Source organism: Yoonia sp., assembly GCF_046498525.1.
Classification (GTDB): Bacteria; Pseudomonadota; Alphaproteobacteria; order Rhodobacterales; family Rhodobacteraceae; genus Yoonia.
Map to the genome: position 1 here is coordinate 1 of NZ_JAWOAN010000038.1, position 19,747 is coordinate 19,747.

24 protein-coding genes and 1 other RNA gene are annotated in these 19,747 nt (G+C 58.4%); 13 read left to right on the top strand and 12 right to left on the bottom strand.

Translation table 11 applies throughout. The annotated features are described in order from the left end of the window. The 6 genes from R6T97_RS02635 to R6T97_RS02660 all read right to left on the bottom strand — a co-directional run. Positions 1-653, bottom strand: a 653-nt coding sequence (locus R6T97_RS02635) for an SPFH domain-containing protein (RefSeq protein ID WP_410347763.1), incomplete at its 3' end; no start/stop codon positions are given. A gap of 47 nt (positions 654-700) precedes the next feature. Then, positions 701-1,630: a DUF2927 domain-containing protein gene (locus R6T97_RS02640; RefSeq protein ID WP_410347764.1), complete on the bottom strand. Its 930-nt coding sequence runs from the start codon at positions 1,628-1,630 to the stop codon at positions 701-703. A gap of 35 nt (positions 1,631-1,665) precedes the next feature. After that, positions 1,666-2,859 carry a toxic anion resistance protein gene (locus R6T97_RS02645; RefSeq protein WP_410347765.1) on the bottom strand — a complete coding sequence of 398 codons (1,194 nt, stop codon included), beginning with the start codon at positions 2,857-2,859 and terminating at the stop codon, positions 1,666-1,668. Further along, entirely contained in the window at positions 2,859-3,755 is an 897-nt protein-coding gene (locus R6T97_RS02650; protein WP_410347766.1) for a 5-bromo-4-chloroindolyl phosphate hydrolysis family protein, read from the bottom strand. Before R6T97_RS02650 ends, R6T97_RS02645 begins: the two co-directional genes overlap by 1 nt. Further along, positions 3,755-3,958 (bottom strand): hypothetical protein, encoded by a 204-nt coding sequence (locus R6T97_RS02655; protein WP_410347767.1) that lies wholly within the window; start codon positions 3,956-3,958, stop codon positions 3,755-3,757. The genes R6T97_RS02650 and R6T97_RS02655 overlap by 1 nt, the downstream gene beginning before the upstream one ends. Positions 3,959-4,162: 204 nt before the next feature. Further along, the gene (locus tag R6T97_RS02660; RefSeq protein ID WP_410347768.1) at positions 4,163-4,966 is read right to left on the bottom strand and encodes a pseudouridine synthase; all 804 of its coding nucleotides are present in this window, start codon (positions 4,964-4,966) and stop codon (positions 4,163-4,165) included. A 65-nt stretch (positions 4,967-5,031) separates the two neighbouring features. Between R6T97_RS02660 and R6T97_RS02665 the strand changes: the two genes are divergently transcribed. Next, positions 5,032-5,478 (top strand): nucleoside deaminase, encoded by a 447-nt coding sequence (locus R6T97_RS02665; RefSeq protein ID WP_410347769.1) that lies wholly within the window; start codon positions 5,032-5,034, stop codon positions 5,476-5,478. Here R6T97_RS02665 and R6T97_RS02670 read toward each other — a convergent pair. Continuing rightward, complete coding sequence (locus R6T97_RS02670; protein WP_410347770.1) at positions 5,475-6,146, bottom strand: metal-dependent hydrolase; 672 nt, start codon at positions 6,144-6,146, stop codon at positions 5,475-5,477. The two genes, R6T97_RS02665 and R6T97_RS02670, sit on opposite strands and share 4 nt — an antisense overlap. Before the next feature lie 54 nt (positions 6,147-6,200). On the opposite strand from R6T97_RS02670, the gene R6T97_RS02675 reads away from it, so the two are divergent. From R6T97_RS02675 to rpmG, 7 genes are all read left to right on the top strand, one after another. Continuing rightward, a complete protein-coding gene (locus tag R6T97_RS02675; protein WP_410347771.1) occupies positions 6,201-6,854 on the top strand; it encodes a ceramidase domain-containing protein in 654 nt (217 codons plus the stop codon). Positions 6,855-6,887: 33 nt separating this feature from the next. Next, positions 6,888-7,175, top strand: coding sequence for an Asp-tRNA(Asn)/Glu-tRNA(Gln) amidotransferase subunit GatC (gene gatC, locus R6T97_RS02680; protein ID WP_410347772.1), 288 nt, complete (start codon positions 6,888-6,890; stop codon positions 7,173-7,175). Continuing rightward, complete coding sequence (gene gatA / locus R6T97_RS02685; RefSeq protein WP_410347773.1) at positions 7,175-8,662, top strand: Asp-tRNA(Asn)/Glu-tRNA(Gln) amidotransferase subunit GatA; 1,488 nt, start codon at positions 7,175-7,177, stop codon at positions 8,660-8,662. The genes gatC and gatA overlap by 1 nt, the downstream gene beginning before the upstream one ends. A gap of 39 nt (positions 8,663-8,701) precedes the next feature. Beyond that, positions 8,702-9,490 carry a hypothetical protein gene (locus R6T97_RS02690; RefSeq protein ID WP_410347774.1) on the top strand — a complete coding sequence of 263 codons (789 nt, stop codon included), beginning with the start codon at positions 8,702-8,704 and terminating at the stop codon, positions 9,488-9,490. Between the two features lie 59 nt (positions 9,491-9,549). Next, entirely contained in the window at positions 9,550-10,200 is a 651-nt protein-coding gene (locus R6T97_RS02695) for an N-acetylmuramoyl-L-alanine amidase (protein WP_410347785.1), read from the top strand. A gap of 12 nt (positions 10,201-10,212) precedes the next feature. Next, positions 10,213-10,596, top strand: an RNA gene (gene rnpB, locus R6T97_RS02700) — RNase P RNA component class A. Positions 10,597-10,714: 118 nt separating this feature from the next. Further along, on the top strand, positions 10,715-10,882 hold the full coding sequence (gene rpmG, locus R6T97_RS02705; protein ID WP_008233681.1) for a 50S ribosomal protein L33: 168 nt from the start codon (positions 10,715-10,717) through the stop codon (positions 10,880-10,882). 63 nt (positions 10,883-10,945) lie between these two features. Here the strand turns inward: rpmG and R6T97_RS02710 are convergent, their stop codons facing one another. From R6T97_RS02710 to R6T97_RS02720, 3 genes are all read right to left on the bottom strand, one after another. Next, a complete protein-coding gene (locus tag R6T97_RS02710; protein ID WP_410347775.1) occupies positions 10,946-11,338 on the bottom strand; it encodes an MAPEG family protein in 393 nt (130 codons plus the stop codon). Positions 11,339-11,409: 71 nt separating this feature from the next. Beyond that, complete coding sequence (locus R6T97_RS02715; protein WP_410347776.1) at positions 11,410-12,147, bottom strand: Bax inhibitor-1 family protein; 738 nt, start codon at positions 12,145-12,147, stop codon at positions 11,410-11,412. 152 nt (positions 12,148-12,299) lie between these two features. After that, positions 12,300-12,521, bottom strand: coding sequence for a DUF1127 domain-containing protein (locus tag R6T97_RS02720; RefSeq protein ID WP_410347777.1), 222 nt, complete (start codon positions 12,519-12,521; stop codon positions 12,300-12,302). Between the two features lie 114 nt (positions 12,522-12,635). Between R6T97_RS02720 and R6T97_RS02725 the strand changes: the two genes are divergently transcribed. Continuing rightward, on the top strand, positions 12,636-13,514 hold the full coding sequence (locus R6T97_RS02725; protein WP_410347778.1) for a LysR family transcriptional regulator: 879 nt from the start codon (positions 12,636-12,638) through the stop codon (positions 13,512-13,514). Here R6T97_RS02725 and R6T97_RS02730 read toward each other — a convergent pair. After that, the gene (locus R6T97_RS02730; RefSeq protein WP_410347779.1) at positions 13,504-14,463 is read right to left on the bottom strand and encodes an NADPH:quinone oxidoreductase family protein; all 960 of its coding nucleotides are present in this window, start codon (positions 14,461-14,463) and stop codon (positions 13,504-13,506) included. The genes R6T97_RS02725 and R6T97_RS02730 overlap by 11 nt on opposite strands. A gap of 274 nt (positions 14,464-14,737) precedes the next feature. On the opposite strand from R6T97_RS02730, the gene R6T97_RS02735 reads away from it, so the two are divergent. The 3 genes from R6T97_RS02735 to R6T97_RS02745 all read left to right on the top strand — a co-directional run bounded on the left by R6T97_RS02735 (position 14,738) and on the right by R6T97_RS02745 (position 17,327). Next, a complete protein-coding gene (locus tag R6T97_RS02735) occupies positions 14,738-15,109 on the top strand; it encodes a helix-turn-helix domain-containing protein (RefSeq protein ID WP_410347780.1) in 372 nt (123 codons plus the stop codon). A gap of 75 nt (positions 15,110-15,184) precedes the next feature. Beyond that, complete coding sequence (locus R6T97_RS02740; RefSeq protein ID WP_410347781.1) at positions 15,185-15,994, top strand: inositol monophosphatase family protein; 810 nt, start codon at positions 15,185-15,187, stop codon at positions 15,992-15,994. Next, a complete protein-coding gene (locus R6T97_RS02745) occupies positions 15,987-17,327 on the top strand; it encodes an 8-oxoguanine deaminase (protein WP_410347782.1) in 1,341 nt (446 codons plus the stop codon). Before R6T97_RS02740 ends, R6T97_RS02745 begins: the two co-directional genes overlap by 8 nt. A gap of 22 nt (positions 17,328-17,349) precedes the next feature. On the opposite strand, the gene guaD is transcribed toward R6T97_RS02745, so the two are convergent. After that, positions 17,350-18,648, bottom strand: coding sequence for a guanine deaminase (guaD, locus tag R6T97_RS02750; RefSeq protein WP_410347783.1), 1,299 nt, complete (start codon positions 18,646-18,648; stop codon positions 17,350-17,352). Between the two features lie 101 nt (positions 18,649-18,749). Here guaD and R6T97_RS02755 point away from each other — a divergent pair. Beyond that, positions 18,750-19,747 (top strand): magnesium transporter (locus R6T97_RS02755; RefSeq protein ID WP_410347784.1); only part of this gene is annotated, 998 nt, incomplete at its 3' end.

Below are 19,747 nucleotides of genomic sequence, written 5' to 3' on the forward strand. Positions count from 1 at the left end.
ATGTTCTCGATATAAAGCTCGGGGATCGTCAGGCCGTATTGCTTCATGGTGGGGTCGATGGCGCTGGCGACCAGCTTGCCCAGATCGGCAGTGTTGGCCGCCATATCCAGCACAGGGATGCCGGACTGCGCGATCACGCGGCTGAATTCCTGCACGATGATGTTGCGGATCTGATAGCTGATCTCGTCCATCGTGAACTCGCCATCGGTGCCGACGATTTCGCGCAGGAACACAGCCGGATCGGCCACCTTGACGGTATAGGTGCCAAAAGCGCGCAGGCGGGTCGGCCCGAATTCCGGGTCGCGCACCATGATCGGGTTCTTGGTACCCCATTTGAGATTCGAGAAACGGGTGGTGTTGACGTAGTAGATTTCGGACTTGAACGGGCTTTGGAAACCGTGATCCCAATGTTGCAGGGTCGTCATGACCGGCATATTGTTGGTTTCCAGCATGTAAAGGCCGGGTGTGAACACATCGGCCAGTTGCCCTTCGTGCACGAACACGGCCGCCTGACCTTCGCGCACGGTCAGCTTGGCCCCGTATTTGATCTCGTGGCCCTCACGCTCGAACCGCCAGACCATCGTGTCGCGGGTCTTGTCGGTCCAATGGATGACGTCGATGAATTCACCGGTCAGAAAGTCGAAAATGCCCATCATGTGGTCTCCGTCGTTAAATCAATGTGGATGCGCGTGGCATCCGGTTAACTATCTCCAGTTGCGAGGTATTCCCGCGCAATCGCTCTTGCAATCGGGGCGGCAACCGATGCTTTCATGCCCGCTTCCAGTCGCGGATCGTAAAGCATCTTCAGCAAAAGTTCGTCATGCCGCGTCAGCAGCGCGAATTCCTCGTCGTCGTTGAAAATCGAAGGCCGCGCGGCGGGGCTGTCGTTGGCAAGGCCCATGCCTTGGGCCAGTTCTTCGTGAATGCAGGCGCTGCGCATCAGGTTGGGGTGTTCGGCGCGGATCAGGGCAACTGCGTTATTGTAGGTGGACCCTCCGGGTGCGAAGGTGCCAATCACGACACAAAGCTGATCGCGGGGTAGATTGACGAAGGTGCGCACGGTGGCGTCTGAAATATTGGGGATCAGTTCGCGCAGACGCGGCCCATAGGCGCGCCTGTCATCTTCGCCCAGAAACAGGACGTGAAAATTGGGGTTGCTATCCGTAATCCTGATCGGCACGCCAGTTGCGCGTGACAACCGCGCGGCATAGGCGCTGACGCTTGCCAGATCCTGATCGCGCCGGGCCAGCGGGACGGTATTGCCGAACTCTACCGACATGCGGATCGGCCCGCTCCAGCGGCGCAGCTTGGACAGCGTGGCCTGTGGGCGCAAAAAGTCACTGTTGTCGCGGTATTCGTTAAAAAGCGCGATGCGCACGAAGTTCCGCCCCAGTTGCGTGTCCGTAAAGGGGGTGTCCGGCCCGCCACCATCGCCGCGCAGCAAACCTTGGTTGAGCAGGTCGTTTTGCAGTCGCGCATAATAGGTGGAAAGATCGCGGCTCGCTTGGCTGGGTGGGGTAACGGTCGGCCCTGTCGGTGGTTCGGGAACGTCAATAGGCGGCAGGGCCGGTTGCGTGACGGGGGGCGCCATCACATCACATCCCATCAGAACCGTCGCAAGGACGAGCATGAGGATGCGTCTTTTGATGCCCCCGCTCAGCATGCCTATTCCGCGCCGGCTGCCGTGCCGATGGTATCGCCAGTGCCGGTGCCGCGCGCCTTGGCAGAGGCCAGCGTGTCTTTCAGTTCCTTTTCCATCTGCTGCAAGGCAAGCTCGGCCTCGGCCCGCTTGCGTTTGCCTTCGTCGGCGATTTCGAGGCTTTCGTTGATTGTCGCGATCAGGTTGGCGTTGGCCTCTTTCACAGCGTTGATGTCAAACACACCCCGTTCCATTTCCTCGCGAATGGTGCGGTTGGCCTGACGCAGGTTTTCGGCGTTGGCCTTGAGTAACTCGTTGGTCAGATCAGTGGCGTCGCGCACCGCCTTTGCCGCCTCGGAGGAGCGCTGGATCGTCACCGCTTGTGCCAGTTGGGTCTCCCAAAGCGGTACCGTGTTCACGAGGGTCGAGTTGATCTTGGTGACCAGCGACTTGTCGTTTTCCTGCACCAGACGGATCGAAGGCAGCGATTGCATGGTCACCTGACGGGTCAGTTTCAGATCATGCACCCGGCGTTCCAGATCGTCGCGGGCAGAGCGGATGTCGCGCAGTTCCTGCGCCTTCATCACGGCCTGATCTTCGGCTGCCGCCTGTACTTCGGCCTCTTTCGCGGGGATCGTCGTTGCGTCAAGATCGGCGATCTTGGCCTCGCCTGCCGCGATATAAAGGCCCAGCTCATCATAGAAGGCCAGTGTCTTGTCATAGAGCATGTCAAGGCTTTCGATATCCTTCAGCAGCACATGTTCATGCTTGAGCAGGTCGTCGGTGATATGATCGATCTGGCCCTGCACCTGTTCAAAACGGGCGGCAAATTTCGCCATGGGTGCCGCACGCCCGAGCAGCTTTTCCCACCAACTGCGCTCGCGGCGCACATCCAGTTCGGAAATTGAAAAGCCGCGGATCGTGGTGACGATATTGCGCAGGCTGTCACCGGCGGGGCCGACATCCTTGTTGCGCACACCTGCCAGCATGGATTGGCTGATAACCTGCAATTCCGCTTGCGCAGACGATCCGAAAGAAACGATGGAATTGGTGTCGGCGATATTGATCTCGGCCACACGTTTCTGGATTTCTGAACTCGTGTGTGCATCTGCCGCCTCGAGCGTGACCAGTTCGCCTTTGGGTTCGGGCAGAACAACTGCGGTGACTTTTTCGACTTCGGCAAGTGCCGCTTCGGCTTTTTGGCGGACGGTCTCAGACATTAATCATTCCCCTTTGTTTTCAAGCTGACACCCTCGCGCTGAAGGCGGTCACGTAATACGTTGATTTCAATGTCCATATCGCTGCGGTCATCCAGCAGCATCCTGTCGGTGCGGGCTGCAAAGTTCTGTTCCAGATCGTCCAGCAAGGCTTCATAATGCGCCCGCGCATCGGCGTCTTTGCTGCGGCTGTACAGATCCACAAATTTGATTGTCGCATCGCGCGCGCCCATCAGGTAGACGCCCAGAAACTTGCGCACACCCGTCAGATCGCGCGGGTCTTCTTCGACAGTACGTATCATGCGGCGGGCGATGGTCTGGAAATCCTCGACCCGTTCGGTCAGGCGGCGGTCCGAAACCGTATCGATCTGGCGTTTCATGACCTGTAGGTGCGATTCCGCTTCATCGACGACACGTGCGACGCGGTCTTGCTGGAAGGTATCGACACCTTCCATGCGCTTGTCCGACAATGGATCAATTCCGAAAGTTGCGGTATGCAGGCCAGCCGCAGCGATACCGTAAAGAATGGAACCAACGGTGCCGCTATCGCCGGTATAAGCCGCAATCGCAACGCCGGTGCCCGTCAGGGCGGTGGCAAGTATCTTGCGCGGCAGGGCAGGGCGGCGCGCCACCTTTCGCGCGTTATAGGCAGCCTCGGCCTCGAGCCCCTCTTGCAAAAGCCATGCTGCGAGCGTCAGTACAGCGGCACCGGCAAGGCCGGTAACGAGCATGACCGGTCCCTCAGTGAGCGATGTGATCGCCAAGATCACAGCAGGGACGTAGAGAAGCTTGACCCGCCCGTCCGATACCGGACCACGGCGATTCTTATGCACCGTCTTGCGTGGCCCTGAGTGTTGCTGCCCCTCGGGGCTGTATTTGCCGCCAAAACGCCTGGCCATCAGGCGGCTCCCAACCAGCCGGTCGTGACACCGAAGAGCAGGACCACCAATAACACATAGGTGATCCGTTTGAATCTTGCAGGCATGTCGTCGGTGTCCTTTCCGGCGCTGGTTTGGGCGATCGCTGCGATTGTCCCCACTACAGCCGTGATTGCAATCGCGACAATCGCCACAAAGGCTACGAGAAGGATCAATCGCACCATTTTCGCGTTACTCCGCCAGTTTGTTCATCATTCCAGATAGGTTGGGCAAGGCAAGTTTACGAGTATTTGGACAAGGTTGTGCGCTCTCGCGACATAATAGAGCATGATCCTTGCATTGTCAGAGGCCCCCGCGTGGACCAGAATGATGTCCCTAGTGGTTTGTTATCAATCGCAGCATGAACAACACATGTGACAGAACAAGGTTCAACGCGGCGCGTTTTTCCCCCTTGTCGGGCGGTTGACAGGTTTTCTCACACGTTGCGGTGTCGGTTTGCCGGAAATCCCAAGTTGATCGCGCACGACGCGCTGTTTGACCTCCTCGACCTCTCCTTGCTTGAGGGCGGCCAATTGGAACGGCCCGTAGCTGACACGGATCAGCCGGTTCACGGTTACGCCGATCTCGCCCATGGCGCGGCGGATTTCGCGGTTCTTGCCTTCGCGCAGGCTGACTGTCAGCCATGCGTTCGCCCCTTGCTGGCGGTCGAACGTCACGACCATCGGTTGATAGCGGATGCCCTCGACTTGGATTCCGGCGCGCAATTCATCCAGCTTGGCCTCGCTGACCGATCCGTTGATGCGCACGCGGTAGCGGCGCAGCCAGCCGGTGCTTGGCAGTTCGAGCTTGCGTTTGACCTCGCCATCGTTGGTCAAAAGCAGCAGTCCCTCAGAGTTGATGTCGAGCCGTCCGACCGACATCACCCGTGGCATGTTTTCGGGCAAGGAGTCGAACACGGTCTGCCGATCTTTTTCGTCCCGCTCGGTTGTCACGAGACCCGCAGGCTTGTGGTAAAGCCAAATGCGCGGCGGATCAGGTTCGCCCACCTGTTTGCCGTCCACCACGATACGGTCATCAGCGGTGACGTTCAGCGCAGGGCTGGTGATGGTCTTGCCGTTCACGCTCACGCGCCCGTCTTCGATCATGCGCTCGGCCTCGCGGCGGCTGGCGACGCCTGCGCGGGAAAGGACTTTGGCGATCCGGTCGCCGGGGGGGGGTGTATCAGTGCTCATGCCAGTCCCATATCCGCTTTGATCGCCCCTTGCCAGCGATAGCAGAGGCGGTGCATCACAACGGCATGGAATTTCGTACCCATATGCATATCGCCCTGCAAGAGGCCCGCGCGGCAGGCGTGCGCGGCGAAGTGCCGGTCGGTGCGGTTATCGCCGGACCCGAAGGCGTGATCGGCAAAGCGGGCAACCGGACGCGCGAGTTGAATGATCCGACCGCACACGCCGAGATCCTTGCGATCCGCGCCGCCTGTGCAGCACTTGGACAGGAACGGCTGACCGGATACGATCTATATGTCACGCTGGAACCGTGCCCGATGTGCGCGGCGGCGATCAGCAATGCGCGCATTGCGCGGCTGTATTATGGCGCCGCCGACGCCAAATCCGGAGGTGTCGCGCATGGTCCGCGCATTTACTCTCACGCACAGTGCCATCACCTACCAGAGGTTTATGACGGCATTGCCGCACAGGCCGCGGAAACCCTGCTCAAGGAATTCTTTGCCGCAAGGCGCTAGATTTCGATGATTTCCATTACAGCAGGGGTGCGCACATCGATATTTGGCAACGCGTCCACCAACGGCTGTGCCGACTGGGCCAGCAACGGGAAGGTGCCGTAGTGGCAAGGGATGACCGTCTTGAAGTTGAAGTACCGTCTCGCGGCATAGGCCGCACCCTCCATCCCCATGGTATAGTGGCCACCGCAGCACAGAATCCCGATGTCAGGATTATAAAAATCCCCCATCCAATCCATATCGGCCATGATATCCGTGTCGCCTGAAACATAGATCATGTGGCCTTCGCCCTTGATCATGTATCCTGCTTCCGTGCCCGCATAGGCAGAGCCGACAGAAGACGAGTGCGTCGCCTGCACCATGGACACAAGGGCACCACCCAGATCAACGGTGCCACCCTTGTTGAAGTCCAGGGTTTCATGGGCGTCAAAGATCGCGCAAAGCTCTGGAATGCTCACAATGGGCGCACCGGTTTCCTTTGCGATGGCATCGACTTCTCCGGTGTGGTCGAAGTGCCCGTGAGTCAGCAGGATGTGTGTCGCACCTGATAATGCAGCCGCGCGGTGTTCATTGGGGAAAGCCGGATTTCCATCAAGCCAGGGGTCGATCAACAGCACCGCCCCTGCGATTTCGATCCGGAAACTTGCGTGGCCCAACCATGTGATTTTCATATTGCCCTCCATTGCTTTGTGGTCAGGATAGGCGCAAAGCGACAGGGGGCCAAGGTGGATTGGTTCGAACAGATCGACGGCTATTGCGAGCGGACTGATTTCACCTATTGGTCCGAACCGGTCAACGCGGTGACCAATCTTGCGTTCATCATTGCGGCCCTGATCTTTTGGCGGCGCAGCGCAGGTGTGCCGATGGTGCGGGTTCTTTCCGCAATCCTTTTTCTGATAGGGATCGGCAGCTATCTGTTTCACACCCACGCCACCGTCTGGGCGGCGATGGCGGATGTCGTTCCCATCGGGGTCTTTATCCTGACCTATCTCTTCGTGGTTAACCGCGACATGGTGCCGATGGGGGGCTGGCTGGCCGCATTTGCAACCGCGCTTTTCATTCCTTACGCCGCTGCCCTTGTGCCAGTTTTGAACCATATCCCGTTCCTTGCGATTTCAAACTTCTATTGGACGGTCCCGATTCTTCTGTGCCTTTACGCCGCGTTCCTGCGCAAAAGGCCGGGAATCGCCCAAGGGTTCCTGATTGGTGCGGGCTTGTTGAGCCTGTCCATCGTCATTCGGTCGCTTGATGAAATCCTGTGTGATGTGATCCCGATTGGCACGCATTTCATGTGGCATGTGCTGAATGGTGTGATGCTGGGCTGGATGATCCATGTTTACACGCGCCATATGCTTGCGACTGGCCGCGCGGGGCGGTAAACGCGAAACAGAGTTTTACCGGAGAGTTTCCCTATGTCGATTGACACCGAAACCGCCCGCCGCGTGGCCAAGCTGGCCCGCATCAAGGTGGAAGACGACGCACTGCCTGCGCTGGCATCCGAGTTCAGCGCGATCCTTGGGTTTATCGAGCAACTCAACGAGGTCGATGTCGCAGGCGTAGAGCCGATGACTTCTGTGACCCCGCAGAGGCTCAAGCGCCGCCCGGATGTGGTGACCGATGGGAACCAGCAGGAAGCTGTGCTGAAAAACGCGCCCGACGCGCGCGAAGGGTTTTTTGCCGTGCCAAAGGTGGTTGAATAATGTCCGAGCTGACCAAACTGACTATCGCGCAGGCCCGCGATGCCATGCGCAAGGGCGACACCACCAGTGCCGAGATCACATCCGCCTGCCTGACCGCCATCGAAGGGGCTGCCGCACTTGGCGCTTTCGTGCACCATACGCCCGAGATCGCGCAGGAACAGGCCGCTGCCGCCGATAACCGCATCAAGGCAGGCGATGCGCCTGATATGTGCGGCATCCCGTTGGGCATCAAAGATCTGTTCTGTACCAAAGGCGTGCCATCACAGGCCGCCAGCCGCATTCTGGAAGGCTTCAAGCCGGAATATGAAAGCACGATCACCGGCCAGTTGTTCGATGCGGGCGCGGTCATGTTGGGCAAGCTCAACATGGATGAATTCGCTATGGGATCGTCGAATGAAACATCGGTTTACGGCAACGCTGTGAACCCTTGGCGGCGCACGGGTGATGATGCGGCCCTCACGCCGGGCGGTTCATCGGGGGGCTCTGCCAGTGCGGTTGCAGCCGACCTGTGCCTTGCCGCCACCGGCACCGATACCGGTGGTTCCATCCGCCAGCCTGCCGCTTTTACCGGCATCACCGGCCTCAAACCCACATATGGCCGCGTGTCACGCTGGGGCATTGTGGCTTTTGCGTCTTCGCTGGATCAGGCGGGGCCAATGACCAAAGACGTGCGCGATGCAGCGATCATGCTGAGCGCCATGTCGGGGCATGACCCGCTGGACAGCACCAGTGCGGATATCCCCGTGCCGGATTTCGAAGCAGCCCTGACCGGTGATATCCGTGGCAAGACCATCGGTATTCCCAAAGAGTACCGCATGGAGGGGATGCCAACAGAGATCGGCAAGCTTTGGGAAGAAGGTACGGCGATGCTCAGGGACGCAGGTGCCAAGATCGTCGATATCTCGCTGCCCCACACGAAATATGCACTCCCTGCCTATTATGTGATCGCACCTGCCGAGGCGTCGTCGAACCTTGCCCGCTATGACGGTGTGCGCTTTGGGCACCGCGCCAAGCTGGCACATGGCGATGGCATCACCGAGATGTATGAAAAGACCCGCGCCGAAGGATTCGGGCCAGAGGTGCAACGCCGCGTCATGGTGGGCACCTACGTGCTGTCTGCCGGTTTTTACGATGCCTACTACAACCGCGCGCGGCGGGTCCGCACTTTGATCAAGCAGGACTTTGACACTGTCTTTGCGGACGGGGTGGATGCAATCCTGACGCCCGCGACACCTTCTGCGGCCTTCGGTCTGGGCGAGATGACGGATGCAGATCCGATCCAGATGTATCTCAATGACGTCTTTACGGTTACCGTGAACCTTGCAGGACTGCCCGGCATCGCTGTGCCCGCAGGTCAGGACAAACAAGGCTTGCCGCTGGGCCTGCAACTGATCGGCCGCCCATGGGAAGAAGGCGCCTTGCTGAATGTGGCCTATAGTCTTGAGCAGTCCGCCGGATTTGTGGCCAAACCCGCGAAGTGGTGGTAGCCTGCCATCAAACAAATTGCAGTCTGACAGGTAATGACCATGAACCCGCGCATCCTTTTTGCAGTGACCTTGATTGGCCTTGCCGCCTGTTCGCCACGGGTCGTGCCAACCGAACGGGGTGTCGGGTTTGACGACTTTACCCGTTTCGAACTGGAGCGGGCGCAGCGTGAAGCACAATTGTCCGCACCGCGCGGCACGATCATACCGCCAGCACAGATTACCGCGATCCCGTCGCAGCAACCTTTGGGCCAGACGCAGGCAATCCCGTCCAGCGCACTTGCTCAGGCAGGAATTGGCACCGGTGGGATGCCGCTCCAGACAGTTACTCCTGCACAGACCGGTGACGCCAGCCCCGTTCAGGCCAACGCTCCGCAGCGGCCGCAAGGACTGCAGGCATCTCCCGCTAATCCGGCACCTGCCTTGGCAAATTCCGGAATCGGCCTGTCGGACGAACAAAGCTTTGACGCGGTTGCGGGCCGTGAAACAATTGAAAGCGATGCGCAGCGCCGTGCGGCGCAAGCGGCTGCACGCGAACAGATTGTGCCAACCGCCCTGCCAGAGCGCCCCGCCAATACCGGACCGAACATCGTCGAATACGCATTGAATGCCCCCAATGTGAAAGGGCAGGAGTGGTATAGCCGGTCGCTCTTGTCAGGTGATGGCCGTTTCCGCAGAAACTGCGCAAACTATGCAACGTCCGATGACGCCCAGCGCGATTTCCTTGCGCGTGGCGGGCCAGAGCGTGACCGGCGGGGGATCGACCCCGATGGCGACGGCTTTGCCTGCGGTTGGGATCCGGCGCCCTTTATTCAGGCTGTGCGCAACTGAGGCTGACATCGCGGCAATCACCCAATTGCGGGCCACGACGTGATGGGGCAACCCCGGATATTGTCGTGATCCACTATACGGCGATGACCTCGGCGCAGGCAGCGGCGGACACGCTTTGCAACCCCGATACCGAGGTGTCAGCACACTATCTCATTGCAGAGGATGGTGAGGTCGTGTCGCTTGTTCCCGAGGCACTGCGGGCGTGGCACGCGGGGGCGGGCGCTTGGGGCGCTGTCACGGATATGAACAGCCGTTCGATTGGGATTGAACTGGCCAATACAGGCTACACCCCTTTCGCCGCAGCGCAGGTGGATGCCCTGACCGATCTGCTGAAGGGAATAACGATGCGCTGGGATATCCGCCCTGAGCGTGTGATCGGACACTCGGATATGGCGCCGGGTCGCAAGATCGATCCCGGCGCGCGGTTCGACTGGCGCAGGCTGGCGCTTGAGGGGCTGTCTGTCTGGCCCTCAACAGCCGCTGCTGTGCCTGCTTCGGAAAAGTGCCCGCAAGGGGCTGATGACGCGCGGTTTGCGGCTGCGATGGCAGCATTCGGATATACTGCGACGACCGACCTTGCGCTGCTGCTCAAAAGCTTTCGCCTGCGCTTTCGCCCGCAGTGTCACGGCCCACTTGATGCCACTGACCTTGGGATGATCACAGACCTTGCGGATCGTTTCCCCGTTGACGTGAACGCAACGACCACCTAACTGCGCTATTGCGCGGATGGCTGGATGGCTGCGGCAGCAATGTCGAGGAAAGTCCGGACTCCAAAAAGCACGGTGCCGGGTAACGCCCGGCGGGGGCAACCCCAGGGAAAGCGCCACAGAGAACAGACTACCTGACCCCGGTCAGGAAAAGGTGAAACGGTGGGGTAAGAGCCCACCGCGCGAGCGGCAACGCAAGCGGCATGGCAAGCCCCACCGGGAGCAATGCCAAATAGGGACCTCGCGCTCGGGGCGAAAGTCTTGGGCGGGGATGCTTGAACCCCAGACGGTCCGGGTTGGCAGCTAGAGGGCGCTTGGCAACAGGCGTTCAAGATGAATGGTCATCCATTTGTGGGCAACCACAAGGGACAGAATCCGGCTTATAGGCCATCCGCGCATAAACTGCTGGCTTTGATGCCCGATTACGGTTGACTCGGGGCGCTCCGAGGGTAAAAAGCAGCTTCAACGAGATTCATGCGATGTGCCATTTACGGCCCGCAACCAGGAGAGATGAGACATGGCGAAGCCGACCACCATCAAGATCCGCCTGAACTCCACTGCGGGGACCGGGCACTTCTACGTCACGAAAAAGAACGCACGTACCATGACCGAAAAGATGGTCATCAAAAAGTACGACCCCGTTGTGCGCAAGCACGTCGAGTATAAGGAAGGCAAGATCAAGTAATTGATCGCCTGACGTGACACTGATTTGGCCGCGCAGCTTGCGCGGCCTTTTTCGTTTCTGCCCCTAGAACAGCACCGTCAGCGCCAAGGTGAGTACCAACAGGCCCTGTGCGATCAGCGTCAGCATCATCCCGTACATCGGCAGCCGCCAATGCGTGCCATGGACCGCGAAGTAAACGCCATGCATGACGCGCCCGACCATGAGCGAGAGCGCTGACAAAAGCAGCAGTGGCGTGTTGCCTCCCTGAAGCTCTGCAAGACCCATGATGATCAAAGCGATCGGTAACTGCTCTGCCGCGTTTGCGTGGCCCCGAATGGCTTTGGTCAATGCGTGGTCATCATTATCGCCCAAAATTACACCACCGCGCCTGCGCAGTTGGATGACCTTGATCGTTAGCAGCAAGATCAGGACACCGGCAAAGACGGCGGTGACGGATGTGACAGGCAAGGAAGTCATAAGATGGCTTTCGGACAAAGAAAAAGGGCTGATGTCGCCATCAGCCCTCTATTGCGCAATATCTGCAATTCTTATTCGCGGTTGCCGAACAGCTGCAGCAGGAACATGAACATGTTGATGAAGTCGAGGTACAGGTTCAGCGCACCCATGATTGCCGACTTCGCCAGCCACTCCTGATCGCCATGTGCGGCATGGGCGATGTAATCATTCTTGATCTTCTGCGTGTCATAGGCGGTCAGACCCGCAAAGATCAGCACGCCCAGAATTGAAATCGCGAACATGATCGCAGGGGATTGAAGGAAGATGTTGACGACCATCGCCACGATCAGGCCAATCACACCCATGATCAGGAACGCACCCCAGCCAGAGATATCTTTCTTCGTGGTATAACCGTAAAGGCTCAGACCGGCGAAAGCGATCGAGGTGATCAAGAACACGTTTGCGATCGACATGCCGGTGAAGGCGACAAAGATCCAAGACATGGACAAGCCCATGACCGCTGCGAAGGCGTAAAAGAACGTCTGCGCGGCTGCTGCCGAGAAACGGTTGATCATCGCACCAAATCCGAACACCATCGCGAGGGGTGCAAACATGACGATCCAGCCAAGAATATTCGGTGACAAAGTGACCGGGTCACGGAACACCGCAAGCAATGCGGGCGACGTACCAACGGCCCAAGCCACGGCGAATGTGATCAACATGCCTACGGACATTGTTCCGTAGACCTTGTTCATGTGGGCGCGAAGACCCTGATCAATCTCAGCCGTGCGTACCCCACCGGCCGTTCTAATCGTATCGTATTGAGCCATTTAGACCTCCAAATCAAACAGCGGTGCCGCAAAACGGCATCCTTGTCGGAGATATTGGCAGGTAACCCGCTTTTTTCAAGGCCGGACACGGCTGTTTTGCGCATTTCCGATGATTTTGGGCGGGAATGCCGCAGCTTGTGTAAATACGCAGCTTATTTGCGCCAGTAACCTGGGGCGTTCCACGCGCTTTGACGGCTTTCTTCATGGGCTTGCGCCCGCGTCACGCCAATGTCGTTGAGCAGGTGATCGTCCAATGCAAGCAGTCGGCGTCGCTGGTGTGCAACTGCGATTACCTGTCCAAGACCGGCCAGGAAAGAAGGTCGCCGTGGCTGGCAATGGGAGTGGGCGTCAGTGTGGTGGATTGAAGCGGTCATATCATTCTCTCTCGTGATGCTTTGTCTATTTCATATTTCGATGCTTGATATATGGGGCAGAACAACGCATAATAAAAATGAATACTTTTGAAGTGAAATATCAGGATTTGTGATATGGTAAGAAACCTTGATCTGACTGCGTTGCGGTCCTTTGTGGCTGTCTCTGATGCGGGCGGTGTGACCCGCGCCGCAGGGATGCTGAACCTTACGCAGTCGGCAGTTTCAATGCAGCTCAAGCGATTGGAAGAATCGCTGAACGCGTCATTGCTGGATCGCACTTCCCGCACCATCGCGTTGACGCCTGCGGGGGAACAGCTTTTGGGCTATGCGCGGTCAATGCTCAAGATCAACGACGAGGCGCTGAACCGGCTGACAGCGACCGAATTTGAAGGTGAACTGAAACTCGGGGTGCCGCATGACATCATATATCCAGCCATTCCTGCGGTCCTGAAACGCTTTGCCGCTGATTTTCCGCGGATGCAGGTCCGGCTGATTTCGGCACCGACGCGGAAGCTTTTGAATATGTTCGGGGGTGGAGAGGTGGATGTGATTCTGACGACCGAGGAAACCTGCGGCCCGGGTGGCAAGGTTCTGGTGGAACTGCCGCTGTTGTGGATTGGTGCGCAAGACGGTGTGGCATGGCGCAAGCAACCTTTGCCGGTGGCATTCTGCAAGAACTGCATCTTCCGAAGTGGTGTTCTGCAAGCGTTGAACGAAGATGGGATTGATTGGCAGATGGCAGTCGATTCAGAATTGGACAATGCGGTCGAGGCGGCTGTCAGCGCCGACCTTGCGGTTCATGTCGCGCTGAAGGGAAGCCTGCCCCCCCATACCGAAATCATCGACCATGGTGGTTTGCTGCCGGAATTGAAGCCGCAGAACATCAATCTTTATGTGCTCAAGCCGAAAGATCAGGCAAGCATCGCCATGGCCGATATCGTTCAGCATTGCTATGCTGCACCGCAACCCAAACCGCAGCTTATTACGGCGTAACCACGACCTTGCCCGTTGATTTGCGGCTGCGCATCAGCTCCAGCGCATTTTCTGCCTGATCAAGCCGCAGGATGTGGCTGACGTGCGGTTTCAACCTGCCTTCAGCATGCCAAGCCATCAATTCCGCCAGACTGTCGGTAAGCGCCTTTGGCTGAAAGCCAAGATAGCCGCCCCAGTAAAAGCCGATGACAGTGATGTTCTTGACCAACAGGATATTCGCGGGAATTTGCGGAACATCCCCGCTTGCAAAGCCGATCACGATCACCCGCGCCTCTCGGTTGCAGGCACCCAAAGCTGCTTTGAAAGCCTCGCCCCCGACCGGATCATAGACCACATCGGCACCGCCAAGCGCCTTGACCGCCGTCTTGATATCGTCGGTTTCGCTATCGATCAGATGATCGGCACCCGCTTGCTTGGCGACGGCCAGCTTGTCCGCACCGCGCGCCACGGCGATCACGGTCGCCCCCATCGCTTTGCCAATCTCGACGGCCGTCAGGCCGACACCGCCAGCGGCACCCAGAACCAGCAGGTTCTCTCCGGACTGCAATTGCGCGCGGCGGGTGAGCGCCAGATGGGATGTGCCGTAAGCCACCATGAAACCTGCGGCGGTTTCATCGCTCATCGTATCGGGAACACATCGGCACAGCGCCGCAGGAAAGACGCCTTTTTCGGCCAGACCACCCTGACCCCCGAAAACGGCGACCCGGGTTCCGACCGCGGGTTCTTCAACACCGGCCCCCTGCGCGATCACTGTGCCACAAACCTCCATCCCGAGCGTAAAGGGCGGGTGCGGTGTGTCCTGATAGGTGCCATTCGCCATCAGCAAATCGGCAAAATTCAAACCACATGCCGAAATCTCCAGCAGGACTTCACCTGCTTGCGGGACAGGAGCAGCAAGTTCTGCAAGAGCGGGTTTCTCGCCGAAAGTGGCCACCTGGAATGCGCGCATCGACCTCGAATCCTTTGTTTGATCGTCCTGCCTTATGTTATCGGTGGCAGCTTCCATTTTGTAAAACGGCGAAAATTTGTTCGTAATTTTCAAAAAAAGACCCTATTAAACCTGTCCTTAAGGTCAGGACTGGCGCTGCAACCGTTGCGTGTTCTATTTTAATGCTATCTTGCATATTATAGAAGACGGTGGAGTTGCTTGGAACACCACCAAAACGTGTAAGAAGGTCCTTGGCGGTTGTTCAATTGCGGCCTTTGATAGTGAGGTAATGAGAATGAAACATCCCGTTGACGTGCATGTCGGTAAGCGTATCCGTCATAGGCGCTGGATGAATGGTACAACGCAACAACAACTTGCAGAGGCTGTCGGAATCAAGTTCCAGCAGATTCAGAAGTATGAAACAGGTATGAACCGCGTCAGCGCATCCCGCCTTTGGGATATCTCTAACGTATTGGGCGTTAAGGTTTCTTTCTTTTTTGAAGGTCTCGACGCGGAGCCTGTCGCAAGCGCGAAAAACTCGGACATGCCGGGTGACATCCTGACCGATAAAGAAGCGCTCGAGTTGCTGCGGTCGTACTATGCCATTCCGGAAAACCAGCGCCGACGTCTTTTTGACCTAGCCCGCGTTCTGAGTGAGGCGGCTTAGTCTGCGACTTGACCTGTCATACTGCGCCGCGTTACCGCCATAGGTAACGTCGGCGCAGATGAAGGACTCACTTCGATGACAGTCTCAAAAACAACCCAAACGGAACTGATCCGTGTGGCTCATTTGCTTGCCGATGTCGCCAGACCGGTCACATTGGCGCATTTCCGCGCATCTGTTCTGGCGACCGACAACAAGGACAGCGCCGGTTTTGATCCTGTTACCGTTGCGGATCGTGGCGCTGAAAAGGCGATGCGTGAGGTCCTTGCCTCAGAGCGGCCGAATGATGCCATTTTGGGCGAGGAATTCGGGCATCAAAGCGGGACGACGGGGCTGACCTGGGTTCTGGACCCTATTGATGGCACACGGGGTTATATCAGCGGCACCCCGACATGGGGTGTTCTGATATCGGTGGCGAACGCGGAAGGGCCGATGTTTGGCCTGATCGATCAACCCTATATCCGTGAGCGCTTTGCAGGTGGCTTCGGCGTGTCCGAGTTGCACGGGCCGACAGGGATGTTGGCGTTGCAGTGCCGTGTTGCCCGCCCGTTGTCCGAGGCGACGGTTTTCACCACTTTCCCCGAAGTTGGCAACGCACAGGAAGGCGCTGCATTCCGTGCCGTCGCCAGCCGTGCGCAACTCACCCGCTACGGGATGGATTGTTATGCCTACGCCTTGCTGGCAGCGGGGCAGGTAGACCTTGTCATCGAGGCCGGATTGAACGCCTACGACATTCACGCCCCCATCGCGGTCATTCAGGCCGCAGGGGGGATCGTGACGGACTGGGCAGGCGGCCCTGCGCATGATGGCGGGCAGGTGATTGCCGCCGCCAACCCCGAAATCCATGCCGAGGCATTGGCCATTCTCAAGGATGCATCAGGTGGCTGACACGCTGATCAAAGGGGCTGATGTGGTCCTTACGATGGATAATCAACGCCGCGAACTGCACGGTGCCGATCTGCTTTTGCGTGATGGAGTGATTGCAGATATCGGTCACGATCTGACCGCAGAGCGCGCAGCGGTGTTCCGGGCTAAAGGTAAAATCGTCACCCCCGGCTTGGTCAATACGCACCACCATCTTTATCAAACGCTGACGCGGGCGGTACCCGGTGCACAGGATGCATTGCTTTTTGGGTGGTTGCAGCGGCTTTATCCGATCTGGTCGCGCTTTGGCCCAGAAGAAATGTATGTTTCCGCGCAGGTTGGTCTGGCGGAACTGGCCCTGTCAGGGTGCACGCTGACCTCTGATCATCTTTATCTTTATCCGGGCGGTGCGCGGCTGGATGACACGATCGCGGCTGCCCGTGATGTCGGCTTGCGGTTTCATGCCACGCGCGGCGCAATGAGCATCGGTGAAAGCAAAGGCGGCCTGCCGCCTGATGCGCTGGTCGAAGATGAGCGCGCAATTCTGGAAGACAGTATTCGCGTGATTGATTCATTCCACGACCCCCGCGAGGGGGCGATGGTCCGTGTCGGCGTCGCGCCCTGCAGCCCGTTTTCCGTGACCCGCGATTTGATGCGCGATGCAGCGCTTCTGGCGCGGGACAAGGGCGTGATGATGCACACGCATCTGGCCGAAAACGATGAAGACATCGCCTATTCACTGGAAATGTTCGGCTGTCGGCCGGGGCAATATGCCGAAGATCTCGGTTGGACAGGTGATGACGTCTGGCATGCCCACTGTGTCAAACTGGACGGCGCTGAAATTGATCTTTTCGCGCGGAGCCGGACAGGGGTTGCGCATTGCCCGTGTTCCAACTGCCGATTGGGGTCAGGCATCGCTCCTGTGCGCCAGATGCGGGATGCAGGCGTACGCGTAGGTCTGGGTGTCGACGGCTCCGCGAGCAATGACATTGGCAATCTGGTTGCCGAGGCACGTCAGGCCATGTTGTTGCAGCGGGTCCAGAATGGTGCAGATGCGATGTCCGCCCGTGAGGCGCTCGAGATCGCAACACGTGGCGGGGCCGACGTGCTGGGGCGTGATGATTGCGGACAGCTAGCCATCGGGAAGCGTGCCGATATTGCCATATGGGATGCCGCGACAGTTGAAAATGCCGGATCATGGGACCCGGCCGCATTGCTTTTGGCGGGACCTATGAAAGTGGATGCGCTATTTGTGGAAGGCAGGCAAATCGTGTCCGACGGGCGGATGGTGACGATTGATTTGCCAAAGGTGATTTCGCGCCAGAATTTCCTCGCGCAGGGCCTTGCTGATGCCTGAGTGCCACCGCACAGGCTGACGCTCAGGACAAGGCGCGCTGCTTTTTACCCGCGACCCAGACATCCCTGACGGCACGGTCATCGCCCATCATGATGGTTGGAAAAACGGCGTCCCAGATATCAACAGCCCGCTGCGCGCGCTGCATGATTGCCGGAGTGGAGTGCAGGTCGAGCACGGTAATATCAGCCGCCGCACCTACACCCAGCCGCCCGATCTCGCCCGACATTTTCAACGCGCCTGCAGACCCTTCTGTCGCCAGCCACATCAACTGCGCGGGATGCAAAGCCGTGCCGCGCAATTGCCCGATTTCATAGGCCGCTGCCATTGTACGCAGCATCGAAAACGAAGACCCGCCGCCGGTGTCGGTCGCCAGACCAATGGACAGCGACGTTTTCGCCAGCCCCATCAGGTCAAACAATCCAGAGCCGATAAAAGTATTCGATGTCGGACAATGCACGACGGCAGCACCCACTTCGGCCAGCCGTGCGATTTCGCGGCTCTCCAGATGAATGGCATGTCCATAAAGACCGCGTTCGCTCAATAGACCAAACGCCTCATAAGTATCGAGGTAATCGCGGGCCTGAGGAAACAGCTCTTTCACCCAGGCAATTTCCGGCAGTTGCTCACTCAGGTGCGTTTGCATCAGACATTGCGGATATTCAGACCAGAGCGCGCCCAGGGCCGCCAGTTGATCCGGTGTCGAGGTCGGTGAAAACCGGGGTGTGATGGCGTAGCTCGCCCGCCCCTTGCCATGCCATCGTTCCAACAAGGCCTTGCTGTCATCATAGGCTGATTGTGCGCTATCCCTGAGGGTGTCCGGCGCGTTGCGATCCATGCAGGTCTTGCCTGCGATCACGGCCATCCGGCGTGACGATGCGGCCTCGAAAAAGGCATCGACGCTTTCAGGGTGGATCGTGCAAAAACTGGTCAGCGTCGTGGTGCCATGCGCCAGCGCAAGATCAAGCGTGCGCCCCGCCGCATCATCGGCATAGCCGCGGTCGCCAAAACGCGCCTCTTCTGGGAAAGTATAGGTATTGAGCCAATCGATAAGCTGTTTGCCCCAGCTCGCAATCATGCCGGTCTGCGGATAATGCATATGCGCGTCGACAAAGCCTGCACTGATCAGCGCATCACCATAGTCAGTCACCGTGGCGTCGGGATGGGCCGCGCGCAACGCGGCACCGTTGCCCATCGCGATGATCCGGTCCCCGCCGATCAGCACGCCCCCTGCGCTATCGAATACGATGGTATCCGCCCAGTCCCCCAGCAGGGGATTGCCTGAAAATCCGAGTGTTTGCCCGATAAGTAAATGCTTTGTCATCGGTTCAGCATATGTGTCTGCGGCAATGGGGTAAATCGCAGAAATCCGCGTTGTGTCCGCGCTATGAACGATTATGCTGCAGCGCAATCAAAGGATGTCTCATGGCCGAATCCGAAACCGACGAAAATGAAGCATTCGGCATCACTGACCGCGTGGTGAGCGATGTACTGGATGCCGTCGGGCGGGGCGACGGGGCTTTCCTGAGCGGGCTGCTTGATCCGATGCACCCCGCCGACGTGGCGCATTTGCTCGAACAGGTGGGTGCCCGTGATCGACGTGCGCTGCTGACGGCCTGGCCCGGCGGGCTGGAAGGCGAAGTTCTGTCCGAACTGAACGAAGAACTGCGCGAAGAAGTCATCGCACAGCTTGCCCCTTCAGAGTTGGCTGATGCGGTGCGTGATCTGGAAAGCGACGATGTCGTTGACCTTGTGGAATACCTTGATGACATCCAGCAGGGGGCTGTTCTGGACGCGCTGGAAGCGCACGACCGTGTCCTTGTCGAGCAGGCGCTTGCCTACCCCGAAGAATCTGCCGGTCGCCACATGCAGTCCGAACTGGTGCGCGCGCCAGAGCACTGGACGGTGGGCGAGGCGATTGATTATCTGCGGTCCGACGTGGTGCTGCCCGAACAGTTTTATCACATTATTCTGGTCGATCCACGCCTCAAGGCGACGGGTTATGTAACGCTCGGACGCATCCTGAGCCATCCGCGCGCAACACCGCTCCGCGACATCACCGAAGATACGTTCCGCACCTTTCATGTCGCTCAGGACGTGGAGGAAGTGGCGCAGGCGATCAATCACTATCACATGATCACAGCTCCCGTCGTCGACGACAATGACCGCGTCGTAGGTGTCATCACGATCGACGATGCGATGATGTTCCTCGCAGAAGAAGCAGAAGAAGATATCCTGCGCCTTGCTGGTGTCGGAGAAGGAAGCCTGTCGGACCGTGTGGTCGCCACGACCAAGCGGCGCTTTCCCTGGCTCGCTGTCAACCTTGTGACGGCGATATTTGCATCGCTCGTGATTTCACTGTTCGAGGAAACTATCGCTGGTCTCGTGGCGCTTGCCGTTCTTATGCCCATCGTTGCTTCGAT